The sequence below is a fragment of the Pontixanthobacter luteolus genome, from assembly GCF_947494915.1.
Taxonomy (GTDB): domain Bacteria; phylum Pseudomonadota; class Alphaproteobacteria; order Sphingomonadales; family Sphingomonadaceae; genus Pontixanthobacter; species Pontixanthobacter luteolus.
On sequence record NZ_CANLWR010000002.1, the window covers coordinates 149,929 to 165,623 of the forward strand.

The following is a 15,695-nucleotide window of genomic DNA, read 5'->3' on the forward strand; positions in this document are numbered from 1 at the left end:
CGGATCATGCCCCCTGTGAAGCTGAATTGTCAGCTATTGGTAGTGTGAAGTGGAATTTGGCGCCGCCGAGATCGGTTGAGGAACTGACCCAAATCGCCCCGCCGCACGCCTCGACAATTTGCCTGCAGATCGCGAGCCCCACGCCCATGCCGCCGCCCTTGGTCGTCACGAAATTATCGAACAACGTATCGCTGATTTCGGGATCGATACCGGCCCCGCTGTCTTCCACGATAAATTCGAGCATACCCTGATCGCTTGGCGCGACTTCTATCCTCAGGCGCTGTCCGGCTTTTTCATCGGCGTGCATGGATTCGAATGCGTTGCGGATCAGGTTGAACAGCACTTGCTGTCCTTGCAGCGGATCGACGGCAACAGACGGAAGTCCAGCAGGAATTCGGCGCTCCAGCGTCACGTTGCGGCGGAACCCGTTGATCATCGCCAGCGTCAGCGAATTGTCGATCAAGTCCTCGACCTCGACCGCTTCCTTGTGGGTTTCGCCGCCGCGAACGAAATCCCTCAAGCGGTGGATCAGCTGCCCAGCACGCAGCGCCTGCTTGCTGCAGGTATCCAGATTCTTGATCAGATTATCACGGTCAGGGAAATCGGCCCCGTTTTTCAGGATGTCGCGGCAACCCTCGGTATAATTGGCAATGGTGGTGAGCGGCTGATTGAGTTCGTGCGCAATGGCGGTTGCAAACGCCCCCATTGCCGCCACCCTTGAGGCGTGAGCCAATTCGGCGAGCATATCCTGCGCCTGCTTGCGGTCTTCTTCCCGCTGGTCCAGTCCGCGCACAAATCCCACGAAGTAGCGGGTGCCGTTGGAATGGGTTTCACCGATCGAAATCTCGACCGGGAAAATGTGCCCTTCCTTGTCCCTCGCCTTTTCCACCCGCAAATTGCCGATGATCCGTTTCTCGCCGGTTTCGCGGTAGTGTTTGAGATAGCCGTCATGCCGCTCGGCATGGGGCGGTGCCATAAGGATGTTGACGTTCTGGCCGACAGCCTCGTCTTCGGCATACCCGAACAGGGCCTGCGCAGCCTTGCCAAAAGCAAGGATGGTGCCTTGTTCGTCCATGACGACCAGAGCGGACGGGGAAGTCTCCAAGACCACCCGCAACTGCTCACTTTGTGTCAGAAAGGACAAACGTCCTGTGTTCGAAACGCACTGATGCAAGCTTCGCCCCCTTAGAAGCATCAAACTCGCGACCGTCTGTTTTCCTTATGACTTTTCTTAACCAAGTCATGGATGTTCCGTGACGCCCTCTGCCCGGAACACGACCAACTAAGTAGCATCGAACAAGCGAATCACAAAACTGCGGGAAATTACGTAGTTCACTCCGAGTCGCATAAGGCCTTCATGGTTAATGCAAATCGCTGCTCGCTGAATCCATTGTCGCCATAATCCGCAATAGCTGACACGCTGCATCTTTTCGTATTTTATTACAGCGGCTTACGCGCGGTTCATGGGCTCGATCATCCCTCCAACTACGTCGCCATACGTATACGGAGGTTCCCCAATTATGACTCTGTCGCAGTAGCCTTAAGCCTTTGTTTACCAAGTTAACAGGCGATGTCTTAAGGATTGCAAGCGTCGGCGAAAGTGAACTTCGCCAGCGAATCGCAAACCACCGGACACCGCCACGGAAGTGGGGCGGGATGTGCTGAAAGCACTAGGCAAATGGTGGGGCAAGGCCGGGCGATATGCTCTCGGTGCGGCCATTTGTGCGTTGGCGATAAGCCCCGCTCAGGCTCAGGATATCTCTGCGACTGTATACGCACCCGGCGACATTCCGCCCGGCAGCGGCGCAGGAACCAGCATCACTCTGACACCTATTTACGTACGCGCTTCTGTGGGCGGCCGGTGCGGCTTTGCCGACGGTCAATCGCCCAACGGCGCTGTCAGCCAGCCGGATTTCGACGTGACCGGTTTCGATGCCACCTTCAATTTCGTACTCGATTGCAGCGGGCCAGCCCGGGTCGGTGTCGTTTCGGCAAACGGCGGACTGTTCCAGAATGCCGCCCTGACACCGGGCTACACGAGCCTGGCGCCTTACGATGTTGGCCTCAGCCTTGCCGGTGATGCTGGCGCGGTGGCGACAGCCAGCTGCGAGGCGGCGGCGCTGGTAGCGGGTTCGACAGCCTGCAGCACAGCCTACGGCGGCGCAGGCGGCCCACAAGTGAACTTTACCGGACCGGCGGATGAAACCACCGGACTGCTTTTGAACGCCCCGTCGACCGAAGGCACGGTCTCGACAATCCGCGTTCTGGCCGGACCTTACAACGCGCCAGATGTGCTGGTCAGCGGCAATTATCAAGATGTCCTCGTCGTCACTTTGAGCGGGGCCATATGATCCAGTTTCGAACCTATCAATTGATTGAAATGCAAGGAGAATGAATATGAAATACACAGTAGGAGCATTCGCAATCGCTGCAGCTCTGGCAGCAGCTTCAAGCCCGGCTTCAGCGCAAAGCGTCAGCGGCACTGTAACCATCAACGGAACCGTCGGTGAAAAATGCATCGTCACCGACGCCGGTGATGATCCAAACCCCGATTTTGGCGGCATCGTCGATCTCGGCGCGCTGGATGATACAGACGGCACGCTGCGCACTATCGCGGACATCAACGCGTCGAGCGATCTGAACAACCTCGGCTTCCGTGTCGTCTGCACAACCGCAACCCCGACTGTTGCCGTCAGCGCCGCACCGATGGTCAACGCCGCGACTGCACCAGCTGGCTACGCCAATACCGTGCACTTCACCGCAGACGCCAATTTCAGCGTCGTCGGCGGCACTGACACCTATCAGGTCATCACCGACGCGACCGCAACCAATGGCGGCACGCTCAGCAACCGCCTGGCAACAGGTCCGGACAATGTTCAGGTCGACCTCAGCGGTTTCCACACACCTGCCGTCACCGACGTGCTGGTCGCCGGCAACTATACCGGTTCGGTTTCGATCACGATCTCGCCGAACTGATCGACTGATACCCTTCAGGAGTATTTAACATGAGACGCATTCTGGTTTTACCGGCAGCAGCCATCGGCTTTGCGCTTTGCGCGCAAGGGGCCGCTGCCCAGACCGCACCTGCCGAAGGTGAGGTGACGATCCTTGGCCAGGTGGCTGATCGTTGTCTCTTCACCCTGCCATCGAAGATCATCGATCTGGGCGAGCTGTCGCTGCCCGGGACCGATGGCAGCGCCGGTCGGCTCGACCCGGCAAAGGTGAACGGTGCAACCGAAACCCTGGAGGGATGGTGTAACGGAACCGCTGCGACCATGACGGTCGAAGCGCTGCCGATCTCCAACATCACCTTCACCGCTGCGCCGCCAGCCGGCTTCGATTCGACGGTCAATTACACGGCCACTGCAACCGCCAATTCGGTGGATGGCAGCGATGGATCGGCCAGCCCCGGTGCGGGCACACCCGTATCGGTCGGCATGTTTGCCGGCACGATTCCGGTCGTCCTGAGTGCGGCGAGCACTCCGGGTGGCGGGATCATGGTCGCCGGTGACTATCAGGGGCTGGTCAAAGTGACACTGGCACCCAACGTCACCACAGGCGGAACACAGTAGTGCCATGACGATCTGGACGCCCCATAGATCAACCAGCCGAACAGCATTTCTCCTTGCTGCGCTGTCGGCATGCGCCCTGCCCCACTCTGCTTTTGCGCAGACTGCTGGGGACAGCGACGAAGGCGAAGTTCAGATAATCGGATCGGTCGCACCGATCTGCAGCCTGGGCGAACCTTCCGACGCAGTGGTTGATCTGGGCGTCCTGATCGATCTTTCCGGCCCACGGGTCGGGCGAACCGCCTCGATCACGCCGCGCCAGGTCACGATGCCGGGCAGTTTCTGCAATTATGCCAATACGATGATTTCGATCACCGCGAGCGCCATGACCGAACAGACGGGTGCGCCGCTCAACACCGGATTTTCCCGCGCGGTGAATTACCGTGTCAGCGTCAGCCCATGGTCGGCCACCGAGGCTGACCTGCTAACCAGCGCGGCGAGCGATGGCAGCGGCCTACCTGGCAATGCCAACAGTTCCAGCCAGCCGCTGCCCAAAATTTCGGACCTGACGATGGAGCTGGCCGATTTTGCCGCTCCGTCCGACGCCTTGCTCGTTGCGGGCGAATATTCCGGTCTGATCACGGTCACGCTTGGCCCGGCAAACGATTTCTGAAGGAGGCAGATATGAAAAAGACAGTTTTAGCAGCCTTGCTCACTGGCATCGCAATGGCCCCTGCACAGCTTGCTGCACAGGAAGCCCCGCCTTCGACCACTGACAGCGAGAATTTTCAGGTGATCGGCACCGTTCCTCCGCTCTGCTCTGTCGGCATTCCCGATAACACCGGCGGGATCTTCGACATGGGCGTGCTGGTGGACACCACCACCGGCCTGCTGCGGACAGACCTTGCCGCGCCCGACAAGATTTTGGCAGGAGCTTTCTGCTCCTCGCGCAGCACCATCGCGGTTGACGCGACACCGATGCAGGCGCTGAATTTCGTCGGCACACCGGCTGCTGGCTTTGCCAGCGCAGTCGACTACGTCGCGACAGCCAGCGGGTGGACCGTTGCCCCGGCCAGCTTCGATACCGCAGCCACCAGCAACCCTGGTGCATCGCAGGACCGCGCGAGCGCGTTCACTGGCAACATTTCTGTCGGGGTATCCGATTTCGCGACCGCTGGCGGCGCTACTCTGCGCCCGGTGGCCGATGACGAATATCTTGGTGAAATCACCGTCACGCTTTCGGCATCGGAGTAAACGCGATGTCTGTCCGCAGCCTTTCGACCCTGATCCTCTCCGCCGCGATGCTCACGGCCCCTGCCGCAGTGGCAGCGCAAGAGGTCCCGGTGGAAGATACTGCGGAGTTCCAGGTTGCGGGCAACACGCCGGTGATCTGCACATTGGCGCTGGGCACAGGATCGGAAGACGGGCTGTATAATTTCAGCACCGCTGACCGGAATGTCTACCGCGTTGACCAGATGCTCGACGCAGCGACGCTGTCGACACGTGCGGCATCGTTCCAGATCACCATGGACGGGGTGTGCAACAGTGCGCACCGGATCAGGGTCGAAAGCCTGAATAACGGACTGTGGCAATTGTCCGAGCTTCCGCCGGAGCGGCCACAGGGTTTTGCAACCGCCGTTCCTTACGACCTGACAGCGCGGTGGACCGATCAGGTCGTGCGTCTTTCGGCAGATGCGGCTGTTCGCGGCACCACCGAACGCAGCGTACCGATCGCAAGCGCGGCCAGCGGCGAATTGACCCTGCGTTTTGAAATTGCCGCGGGCGCCACCAATCTGGCGGCGAATGCCCCGATGATCGCAGGTGCTTATTCGGATACGCTCACCATAGTTCTGGAGCCGCAGCAATGATCTGGACCGGTCCCTCCATTCGCCTTTGCGCAATTGGCGCAGCCCTGTCGGCAATCGCTGCCGCTGGACCTGCCCCCGCGCAGGATTTCTCCGGATCGGGTTTCGATGCCACCGGCCGCCAGCAACTCGAAGTGGTCGCGGTGGGACAGCCGGTGTGCAATGTCTCGCCAGGCAGCGCCTCCGCGCTCAGCAATGCGACCTTCACCAGCGAAGGCGCGAGCGGCGGGACTGTTTCGATCACCAACCTTTCCAACCCGCAGACCGCACTGGCCCAACCGGTCAACGTGCAGGTCGAAGTGCCGGTTATCTGCAACAGCGCGCACGAGATAACAGTGCGTTCCGCCAATGGCGGATTGCAGCGCGCCGGCGGCACCCGCGACGCAGTCGGCGGATTTGTCCAGTTTCTCCCCTATCAGGTGCGCTTCGACTGGGCCGGTCAGGTTCTTTCCGGGCAATCGGACGATGGCGCCGAACTGGCCATGTCCATCCCCAATGCAGGCGAAGGTGCGCTGCTGGTGGATGTTGCGCTTGATGGCTCCGACGCTCCGCTTGTGGCCGGTGCATACGAAGATACGCTGCAAATCGAGATAACCGCAGCCAACTGAATTTAACGGGACGGGAACAACGAATGGGAATTTTCAAGAAAGCACTGGCAGTTGCCGCAGCCTTCGTAATGGCTGTGTTCCCTGTGCTTCAGGCATCTTCCATGACGGTACAACCCGTGGTGGTGAACCTGACCTCCTTTGGCAGCGGGATGTCCCGCGTGGTCACGGTTGAAAACACATTCGCCACCAGATTGCCGGTTGAATTGCGGGTCGAAGAACTGGTTTTCGAAGATGGTCAGCTGGTCAACACCAAGACGGATCCGGGCGACATCCTGGTTTTCCCGCCTCAGGCTATGATCGAGCCGGGTGAAACGCAGAGCTTCCGGATTCAGTATATCGGCGATCCCGAACTGGCGCAGAGCAAGCACTATTACGTGACGGTCGCCCAGCTTCCGGTGCAGCTTGCCGAAGGGCAATCCGCGATCCAGATCCTGTACAATTTCCAGGTCCTTGTCAGCGTCGCCCCAGCGCAGGCAAAACCCGCACTTGAAATTGTCGGCAGCGAAATTGCGACCAATCAGGATGGCAAACCGGTACCCGCAATAACCCTGGCCAATACATCAAACGCACATGGTTACCTTTCCAATGGACGGCTGCGCATCTCGCAGAAAGACGCCAACGGCAAGGAAATCTACAAGCGTTCGATTTCCGGTCCGGAAATGCTGCAAATCGTCGGTTTCGGTCTGGTCGGTGCGAATACCAATCGAACCATTCAGATACCGGTGGAATTACCGTCGAGCGAGGGGAGTCTTGATGCGAAATTCACGCCTGAATAAGCCAAGCCGCCGCCGTACGGCCGCATCGCTGCTGGCCATCGCTGCTGCGACCTGCCTCACCTTCACACCGGTGCAGGCGAGCGAGCAGGTCGAAGATTTCGCTGGCGGTTCGCAGCCAACCGAAATTGTCCTGCCCGCGCCGCAGACGTCGATGGGCGATGGGCTGGAACTGAACCCGACAGACCGCCCGATCCGGCTGACAATTTCTGCCAATGATGGCCCCGTCCTGCTGGGCGAAGTGCCGGTCACTGTGATGCCGGATGACCGGCTGCGAATCAGCACCCGGCGCATTCTGGACCTGCTGGCGGAATCGGTTGATGCCGACAGGCTGCAGGCCATTTCCGGTGCCCTGCTCGCGCGGCGGGAAATCTCGCTTGATGAATTCGAGCGTTCCGGCATCGGCCTGCGCTTCGACCCGCGCAGCCTGACGTTGCAATTCCTGATCCCCAGCGAACTTCGCGCCAGCCGCAACCTGCAGGTCAGCGCGCTGGACCGAGGACGCGTGGGCGATTTCCTCCAGCCCGAAAATTTCAGCGCCTACCTCAACATTCGCGGCGCACTCGATTATGTCAGCGACGGCCCTTCGACCGGCTTTCAGGAACCGACGTTCTTCCTCGACGGGGCTAGCCGCATCGGTGACGTCGTTATCGAAGGCGAAGCGTTCTGGCAGCCCGGCGCGAACGGTGCGGCAGACTTCCAGCGGCAAGGCACGCGGATCGTCTATGATGATCTGGACAATCTGTTCCGCCTGACAGCGGGTGATTTGCAGCCGGTGGCACGCGCATTCCAGGTGACGCCCAATATTGCGGGCCTTTCACTCGCGCGTTCTTACAGCGAACTACGCCCGCAGCAGATCATCCGGCCGCGCGGCAACCGTTCGTTCCTGCTCGAACGGGCTGCAACCGTTGAAGTGTATGTGAACGGATCGCTCGCCCGCCGGGTGCGGCTGAACCCGGGCAATTACAACCTCAATGATTTCCCCTACACTCAGGGCGCGAATGACATTCGCATCAATATCATCGATGATAGCGGGCGGCAGGAAACGCTGCGCTTCAATATCTTCCTCGACCAGACGCAGCTTGCCAAAGGCTTGACCGAATTTGGTGTTTACGCCGGTGTTCAGGCGCCGCTTGGCCCGACCGGCCCCGATTATTCGAACGATCTGGTCTTTACCGGTTTCGTTCGTCACGGCATTTCCGACCAGCTGACGCTTGGCGGCAACCTGCAACTGGATGAAAATTCCGCCATGGGCGGGGTCGAGGCGGTGTTCGGCACAGCCATCGGCACCTTCTCCAGCAACCTCGCCGCGTCGCATGTCGACAATGTAGGCGAAGGCTGGGCCGGGACGGTTTCCTTCCAGCGCCTGTTCCAGCGCCCACAGGGTTATGCGGATTCGCTCAATGTGTTTGTCGAAACGCGGAGCAAGAAATTCGCCCCGATCTCGTTCTTCCTGCCGGTAAATCCGTACGAGGTTGAATTGGGCGGTGGCTATTCGCACGCGATCAACGAACGCGCCTATGTCGGCGTGGACGGGCGGTTTTCCAAAGGACGCAACGGCTTTGCCGACCAGCACAGCTACCGCCTGTCCAGCGGATACCGCGTAAACGACCGCATCAGCTTCACCGCAGAGGCACGATACGAAAAGAACCTGTTCCGCGACGAGGTCAGCGGCATGGTTTCGCTCAACATCCGACTGGGCGGGTTCTCCAGCGCCCGCGTCCAGTTCGATAGCCGCGACAACCGTGCGCGTGCCTCGTTCCAGACGCTGACAGGCCAGGGTGTCGGATCGTTCAATCTCAGCGCCGATATCGAACGCAGCGATTTCGGCAGCGGCTTCAACTTCAATGGCAATTACTATTCGAATGTCGGCGAATTCGGTCTTTCGCACTTTGGCGACTTTGCCGGTGATTTCGGCCAGTCGCGGTCACAGCGCTCGACGCTGCGCATGGCATCCTCGATCGCATTTGCCGGAGACAGCCTGGCCATTGGCAGGCCGATCTACGACAGTTTCGCGATCGTAAAACCGCACGAGAAACTGAAGGGCGAAAAGATCCTGATCGACCCGAGCGTTGCAGGTTATGTCGCCGACACCGCCACATTCGGTGCTGGCGTGCACCCCAGTCTCAATTCCTATTCGGAGCGGACAGTGGCAGTTGAAGCACCCGAATCCTCGGCAGGGACAGACCTCGGCACCGGGACCTTCCGTGTCCTTCCGCAATATCGCAGCGGCTACAAGATGATCGTCGGGTCGGAATATTCGATGACTGCAATCGGCACGCTTCTAAACCCTGAGGGCGAGCCTGTTTCGCTTGCAATAGGCAAGATCACGGAAGTCGATAAAGACAATCCGATGAGTTATGAGATATTCACGAACCGCGAAGGCCGCTTTGGCATTCCCGGCCTGGCACCGGGCAAATGGCGTCTGGAAATGCTGGACGATGATCGCAGCTCGGCAGAGATCACGATCCCTGACAACCCGGAAGTCAACATCGTCAGGCTCGGGCCCATTCGTACAAGTGGAAGGCAGTAAGATGTTCGGATCAATCACTCGAAAATTCGCGCTGTCCGCCTTGCCCGCTCTGGCTTGGCTCGCAGCGCCCACACCCGCAGCGGCTCAGTCGGTCACTTGCGGCATCACCGGCAGTGCCACCGCACAGGCTGCAATCTATGATCCGTTCAGCCCGGTCGGACTGCCGACGACGCGCATCACGCTGACCATGCAGCGGATCAATCCCGGCGGCGGCGCGAAAACGTCGCATGTCGGCTTTTACCTGACCGGACAGGGATCAGAGACGGACAATTCCACCATCGTGCCGGTTTCAGCTGCTGGTTCAGTCAATATTTACGGCACCAACCAGAACATCTTCTACAATTTCGGTTCACCGGGTCCTCTGATCGATCTGTCGACCAATACGCCGCCCGGATATACGATTGTCGAGTTTACCGGCAACAATACGGCATCTGACTTCGTGACCGTCGATTTCGACGTTACGCTGCCGGCAAATCTGGACATCGAAGCTTCGCAAACACTTGATTTCGATGTCAATTTTGGCTGCAAGGGAACCGGCGGCGGACCGCCATTCGAAGACGCCGGCACAATCCCCAACGCTGTCAGCTTCCCGATCAAGGTGCTGAGCGGTTTGCAGGCCAGCTATTCCGGCCACGTGCTTGATTTCGGCGAGATTGGCGACAAAACCGATACCGATATCGCCGCCGACCAGCTGAACTACACCAAGTCAGGCTGGGTCAACGTGCGCAGTTCCGGCCCCTATACCGTCGATATGGTGTCGCAGAACGGATACCGGATGACCTTCCCCGGCGGCAATCTGGGCGATCCGTCGCAAAGGCTGAATTATTCGGCAACTTTCGCTGGTCAAACCGTCGATACCGCCAGCCCGGCTTTCACCACGGTGGTATGCCAGCGTGCGGGCTTGGCAGTCAGGCAGTTACCGCTATCGGCTGAACTGGCTGAGGGCGGGAGCACAAAGGCGCCGAGCCCGGATTATCAGGATATAATCAGCATCACGCTGGCCCCGCTTGCAGGCGGCACGCCGGGCGGATTGAACTGCCCCGCCCTTTAGGCAAATTCGGGCAGACAGCAAAAAGCGGCGGGCAGCACTCAGGCTCCCGCCGCTTTTTGATTGCGCGAAGGATTGCGCGATTGATTTCCCGCGAAACTTAGCGGGGGCTGATCCGGAAAGAAATCTGCAGATTATCGAGATTTTCTACGCCTGCCAGATCGAGCGACAGGTCGCGCGTCTTGATCGCTGCGTTGGCTTCAGTCGCAAATGCAACCGTTCCGGCGTCGGTAAGGTCGATCTCGCGTCCGCTGACCAACAGCTTTGCGCCGGTCATCGACTGATTGTAGTCGAGGTGGACGGTATAACCTGCGGCATTGTTGCAGAATTCGCGAACCTGGCCAATCTCGACCATGTCGGCGTTCACGTTCACGACCGCATTCTGGGTCGAGACATTGCACGTTACGGGCACGAAGCCCTGAAGTTTGACACCATAGGTGGCAGCGGCGGCAGGCGAAGCCAGAACGCAGGCGGCCGCCCCAAGGGATACGAGTTTGCTATACATCAGACATTCTCACTTTGGCGGAACATCCACTCTAGCTAGACAGGCATGATTGAAATCAGCCTACCGGTTAAGGTTAAGGCTTGGTGCACATGTTCGCTGCTAGACCTGAAAACCGAGGAATTTCAGTGCAATTTAGCCGGTGAAGCAGCGCACATTTTTGCGATTATCGTGATTAAAATAAGCCGTGAAATCCGGTTAACTGCAATTTTTCGCCGGTATTGCCTGCACGTCGGTCATCCGCATTCTCCGCTTCAAGACACCCATTACGCATGTCCTGTGCTCTACCCGTCTTTCCCAAGCTGACCGCCGCGTGTAGGCCATCTGCATGACTGATAGCCTCCCAGCCCATGACCTGCCCTCCGGAATCCTCGACCTTCTGGAGAGTTCGAAAATCGCGCTGACAATTGCTGACGCGGCGGTCGATGATTTACCGATCATTGCCGCCAATCAGCCTTTCTACGATTTGTGCGGTTATGAGCCGGATGAAGTGCTCGGGCTCAACTGCCGGTTCCTGCAACCAGCGGGCGGCGGCGGCCCGGTGCGCAAACGCCTGCGGGATCTTCTGACCGATCCAGGCAAGAATGACGGCCGTTTCGCCTTGGCAAATGAACGAAAGGACGGCACCGCTTTCCTGAACCTTGTCTACATTACCAAGCTGCGGGAGAACGGTGCAGTTCGTTATTTTCTTGGCTCACAATTCGACGCCGGACGCTTTGAACCCGACGCGGACCGGTATTACCGGGAAGCTTTGAGCAGCGATTTGCGCAAGTTAGGCCAGATTGGCGGAGAGATGGGACTGGTTATGCTCGGCAATTATGATACCCTCGCTTCCAGTCATGCGTTGATCGCGCAGGCCAAGCTGGACGATTGATTCTGCGGCAAGGGAAGCAGAAGTGAGCGAAATGGAAGAACCGGTGCCTGTCGTGGGGGTAGGCGCATCGGCGGGCGGCCTCGAGGCGTTGCGCGAAATGTTTCAGGGCTTCACTGACCCGACCGGCATGGCATTTGTCGTGGTCCAGCACCTCGATCCTACGCACGAATCGCTGATGGCCCAATTGATCGAGCGTTATACCTTGATGACGGTCAAGCAGGCCGAAGGCGGCGAACCGCTGGAAATGGACCATGTTTATGTCATCCCTCCGGGCCACGGGCTGGCGGTGCATGACAACGTGCTTCAGCTGACCGAATTTACCGACCCCCGCGGAATGCGCCGGCCAATCGATGATTTCTTCGAAAGCCTGGCCGAAGACCGCCAGCGACTGGCCGCCTGCGTAATCCTGTCAGGGACCGGCGCCGATGGCAGCCGCGGGCTGCGCGCCATCAAGGAACATGGCGGCCTGTGTATTGCACAGCAGCCCGACACCGCACGGTATGATGGTATGCCCGTCTCTGCGATCGGCACCGGCTTGGTCGACATCGAATGCCAACCATCTGAAATCATCGATTCCCTGCGCAAGTTCTTCGACCGCAATCCCGATGGCCGCGGTCTGGAAGACGAAGCATCCGAAGTGATCGACAATATCGACGAGCTTTGCGAAATCCTGCGCGAAGAGGTCGGTCATGATTTCTCCGGCTACAAACGCGCGACACTGGTGCGGCGCATCGCCCGCCGGATGCAGGTACTCGGGACCGAGGATGCGCGCGAATACGTCAAGCGGGTTCGGGCCGATCACGAGGAATGCGGCGCGCTGTTCCGCGACCTGCTGATCAATGTGACCAAGTTTTTCCGCGACACGCAGGAGTTCGAAACCCTGAGGCGCGATGTGATCGAGCCGATGGTCGAAAACTCCAGAAATGCCAGTGAGCTGAGGATCTGGATCGCCGGCTGTTCCAGTGGCGAGGAAGCTTACACCATTGCGATGATGTTTGCCGCGGCATCCAAACGGCTCGATGTATTTCCCTATATCCAGATCTTCGCGACCGACATTGATGAAAAGATGCTCAGCATTGCAAGGTCGGGTACCTATCCGCTGTCGGCGCTGGACGACATTCCCCAGGAATACCGTTCCGCCTACACCATCTGTTCCAGCGATTCCTTCACCATCGCCCCCAAGATCAGGGACATGGTCCGCTTCAGTCTCCACAACCTCGTACGCGACCCGCCATTTTCCAACATTGATCTGGTGTCCTGCCGCAACCTGCTGATCTATTTCGATGATGCCCTTCAGCAGCAGGTCCTGCCGCTGTTCCACTTCTCTCTGCGCAACGATGGCTACCTGTTTCTCGGCTCGTCCGAGGCGATCGGACGCTTCGACGATCTGTATGAAATAGTCGATCAGTCTGCCCGGCTGTTCAAAAGGAAAGACGTGAAGAGCCGTTATACGATGCAGGCCAGCAGATCACGGCCCGCCACGTTCAACAAACGGGTTCAATCGGAAACCTCGCAAAGCGTTCCGCGGAGCAATCCGACCGAAATCGCCGCGCTCAAACGCATCGCAGACAAATATGCGCCTGTGTCGCTACTGCTAGACGAAGAAGGCATCCTGCTGGAGCGCTGGGGCAGTGCAGGCAAATTTCTGAACTTTCCTGACCGCCTTGAACGCAACATCCACGTACCTTCGCTGGCGCGGCCCGGACTGCGCGAACTGGTTGGCCCAATGCTGCGCGAGGTGCGAGGCACCAATCGGCGGGTCATCAAGCGGGATGTCGAAATCGCGACTGAGTTCGGCCGCCTGCCGACGACAGTAGTCTGCGAACCTGTGAACGAGGTTTCCTACCTGCTAGTCCTTCGCGACACTGGCAGTGTTGAACCATTCGGCGAGGATTTTGGCGAGGATTTCGAGGTTGAAGACGGGCAACTGCGCTTCCTGGAGGAAGAATTGCAATCGACCCGGCACAGGCTTCGGTCGACGGTTGAAGAGCTTGAGACAACCAATGAGGAGCTCAAGAGCAGCAACGAAGAAATGATGTCGATGAACGAGGAGCTTCAATCGACAAACGAAGAGCTCACAACCGTCAATGACGAGCTGAAGAACAAGGTCGACCAGGTTACGGTGGCCCATGCCGACCTGAAAAACTTCTTCGATTCTACCGATATGGTCGTGATGGTGGTCGATGCAGACCTCAAGATCCGCAGCTTTACAGAAGCAGCGGGCAGCATCTTCGCGATTTCCAGTGCCGACATCGACCGTCCGCTGTCGTCGATCGAAACCCAGCTGGATGATCAGCAATATGTGAGCCTCGCCAGCAAGGCTGCCGAGCAGGGTCGTGTGAGCGAGTATCGGTCACAGGTTTCGGCAGATGGCCGCCAATTCATCGGCCGGGTGGTTCCATACCAGAATCTCGACGGCTCGATCGAAGGCGCAACTCTTGTCTTCACCGATGTAACCAAGGCTCTCGCCCTGGAAAGCGATCTGCAGCAGGAACGCGAACGGTTAAGGCTGGCTCTCGAAGTCGCCGGGATCGGTATCTGGGAATACGAGCCTTCGACCGACAGGACAGTACTCGACGCCACGGAACGCAGCCTGCTCGGTCTGAACGAAGATGACGAAGGCGCCACGATGGAACCCATTCTGGCCAAGCTTCCGTCAGCCGACCGGGATCGCATCAACTCTTCGCTGCGCAAGGCAATGGACGGCGATGAGGATTTCGATGAGGTCTTTCGCGTGCCGCTCGCCGACGGTTCATACCGCTGGCTGCACGGGTTGGGCCGGCGTCTAAGCCTGACCGATATGAAGAAGTTCATCGGTGTGACCTACGACATCACTTCGGAACGCGAGATCCTTGAACAGCGCGAAATGATGATCAGCGAAATGAACCACCGGGTGAAAAACCTGTTCGCGGTCATTTCGGCGATGATTTCAATCACTTCGGCAGAAGCTGACGAGGTGGGAGAATTCGCGAATGATCTGCGCAAGCGCATCTATGCACTGGGGCAGTCACACGCCCTGACCAACCGGTCGAGCAAAGCCGAGCAGATTTCGCTGGAGGTACTGATCGAAACGGTGGTTTCGCCGACCTTGAGTTCTCAGGACTTCAAGACGTCAGGCGGCGCAATCGAGGTGAAGACCTCCCAACTGACCCCTCTTGCGCTGATATTCCACGAATGGGCCACCAATGCGTCCAAATACGGAGCGCTGTCGATCCCGGACGGGAAGCTGCATGTCGACTGGAAGGTCGAAGGCCAGAGAGTTCTTCTCAAATGGGAAGAAAGCGGTTTTCGTTCCGAAACCGACATCTCAAGCGGGTTCGGAACGCGCTTGATCGAAGCTACCGTCAGACAGCTGAAAGGCACGATAGAAGGCCATCGCAGCGATAACGGCTATATCCGAACGCTGACCTTCGATCTTTTGCCGGAAGCGGCCTAGCCCGCGATTTTGACAGTGCTGAGCGCCTCGCAGATTTCGGTCTGCGATGCCGGCTTGTCGATAAATTGCGCGCCGGAGAATTCGCCGGCAAGCTCGGCGTGGCAGTTCTTCGCACTGATAAACACGATCTGGCAGTCGGTCGTTATCAGACGCCGGGCCAATGGCCACACAAGATCACCGGCGATATTGATATCGAGCAGCGCGACGTCCGGTGTCTGCTCATCAACCAGCGACATTGCCTCGTCCAGCGAAAGTGCCGGGCCCATTACATCGTAACCAAGCGACTCCACCGTGGTGCTCAGGTCGTAAGCAATCAGCGCTTCGTCATCTACGACAAGCGCGAGGGTTTTATCAGCGGCAGTCATGGGCAGTAAACGCTGCGGTGTCCTGCAGGTTCCTCGCAGCGCATAACGCCCGTCGAATTCCTGTGTTTGGCAAGCATGCGGTTGCTCTTTTCAGGCGCCGGGCCTGGCATTCTGCGGCGCCCAATCCCGGCCTGCACCATTGGGCTTACTGGTCACACCGGGCCGGAAACTTACGTATAGGC

General features: G+C 58.7%; 15 protein-coding genes. 12 read left to right on the forward strand and 3 right to left on the reverse strand.

The window, feature by feature from the left end:
* Nucleotides 1–4 precede the first annotated feature (4 nt).
* Complete coding sequence (locus PO778_RS09590; protein ID WP_271439471.1) at nt 5–1,195, reverse strand: sensor histidine kinase; 1,191 nt, start codon at nt 1,193–1,195, stop codon at nt 5–7.
* Between the two features lie 463 nt (nt 1,196–1,658).
* Here PO778_RS09590 and PO778_RS09595 point away from each other — a divergent pair, with 463 nt between their 5' ends.
* The 10 genes from PO778_RS09595 to PO778_RS09640 are packed head-to-tail and all read left to right on the forward strand — an operon-like array spanning nt 1,659 to nt 10,339.
* Nucleotides 1,659–2,351 (forward strand): hypothetical protein, encoded by a 693-nt coding sequence (locus PO778_RS09595; protein WP_160731507.1) that lies wholly within the window; start codon nt 1,659–1,661, stop codon nt 2,349–2,351.
* Between the two features lie 46 nt (nt 2,352–2,397).
* Nucleotides 2,398–2,976 carry a hypothetical protein gene (locus PO778_RS09600; protein ID WP_160731506.1) on the forward strand — a complete coding sequence of 193 codons (579 nt, stop codon included), beginning with the start codon at nt 2,398–2,400 and terminating at the stop codon, nt 2,974–2,976.
* Between the two features lie 29 nt (nt 2,977–3,005).
* Entirely contained in the window at nt 3,006–3,572 is a 567-nt protein-coding gene (locus PO778_RS09605; RefSeq protein ID WP_271439472.1) for a hypothetical protein, read from the forward strand.
* Nucleotides 3,573–3,576: 4 nt separating this feature from the next.
* Nucleotides 3,577–4,182 carry a hypothetical protein gene (locus PO778_RS09610; protein WP_271439473.1) on the forward strand — a complete coding sequence of 202 codons (606 nt, stop codon included), beginning with the start codon at nt 3,577–3,579 and terminating at the stop codon, nt 4,180–4,182.
* 11 nt (nt 4,183–4,193) lie between these two features.
* Nucleotides 4,194–4,763, forward strand: a complete 570-nt coding sequence (locus PO778_RS09615) for a hypothetical protein (RefSeq protein WP_160731503.1) — start codon at nt 4,194–4,196, stop codon at nt 4,761–4,763.
* A gap of 5 nt (nt 4,764–4,768) precedes the next feature.
* A complete protein-coding gene (locus PO778_RS09620; RefSeq protein ID WP_271439474.1) occupies nt 4,769–5,377 on the forward strand; it encodes a hypothetical protein in 609 nt (202 codons plus the stop codon).
* Nucleotides 5,374–5,982: a hypothetical protein gene (locus PO778_RS09625; RefSeq protein WP_271439475.1), complete on the forward strand. Its 609-nt coding sequence runs from the start codon at nt 5,374–5,376 to the stop codon at nt 5,980–5,982. The genes PO778_RS09620 and PO778_RS09625 overlap by 4 nt, the downstream gene beginning before the upstream one ends.
* Nucleotides 5,983–6,005: 23 nt before the next feature.
* The gene (locus tag PO778_RS09630) at nt 6,006–6,758 is read left to right on the forward strand and encodes a fimbria/pilus periplasmic chaperone (protein WP_271439476.1); all 753 of its coding nucleotides are present in this window, start codon (nt 6,006–6,008) and stop codon (nt 6,756–6,758) included.
* Nucleotides 6,736–9,288: a fimbria/pilus outer membrane usher protein gene (locus PO778_RS09635; protein WP_271439477.1), complete on the forward strand. Its 2,553-nt coding sequence runs from the start codon at nt 6,736–6,738 to the stop codon at nt 9,286–9,288. Before PO778_RS09630 ends, PO778_RS09635 begins: the two co-directional genes overlap by 23 nt.
* 1 nt (nt 9,289) lies before the next feature.
* Nucleotides 9,290–10,339 (forward strand): hypothetical protein, encoded by a 1,050-nt coding sequence (locus tag PO778_RS09640; protein ID WP_271439478.1) that lies wholly within the window; start codon nt 9,290–9,292, stop codon nt 10,337–10,339.
* Between the two features lie 97 nt (nt 10,340–10,436).
* Here PO778_RS09640 and PO778_RS09645 read toward each other — a convergent pair whose 3' ends face one another.
* Nucleotides 10,437–10,841, reverse strand: coding sequence for a hypothetical protein (locus tag PO778_RS09645; protein ID WP_160731497.1), 405 nt, complete (start codon nt 10,839–10,841; stop codon nt 10,437–10,439).
* A 325-nt stretch (nt 10,842–11,166) separates the two neighbouring features.
* Here PO778_RS09645 and PO778_RS09650 point away from each other — a divergent pair, with 325 nt between their 5' ends.
* Together PO778_RS09650 and PO778_RS09655 are read left to right on the forward strand one after the other, a co-directional pair.
* A complete protein-coding gene (locus PO778_RS09650) occupies nt 11,167–11,712 on the forward strand; it encodes a PAS domain-containing protein (RefSeq protein WP_271439479.1) in 546 nt (181 codons plus the stop codon).
* A 31-nt stretch (nt 11,713–11,743) separates the two neighbouring features.
* The gene (locus PO778_RS09655) at nt 11,744–15,148 is read left to right on the forward strand and encodes a CheR family methyltransferase (protein ID WP_271440020.1); all 3,405 of its coding nucleotides are present in this window, start codon (nt 11,744–11,746) and stop codon (nt 15,146–15,148) included.
* Here the strand turns inward: PO778_RS09655 and PO778_RS09660 are convergent.
* Nucleotides 15,145–15,513, reverse strand: a complete 369-nt coding sequence (locus PO778_RS09660) for a response regulator (RefSeq protein ID WP_160731494.1) — start codon at nt 15,511–15,513, stop codon at nt 15,145–15,147. The two genes, PO778_RS09655 and PO778_RS09660, sit on opposite strands and share 4 nt — an antisense overlap.
* Nucleotides 15,514–15,695: the final 182 nt, after the last annotated feature.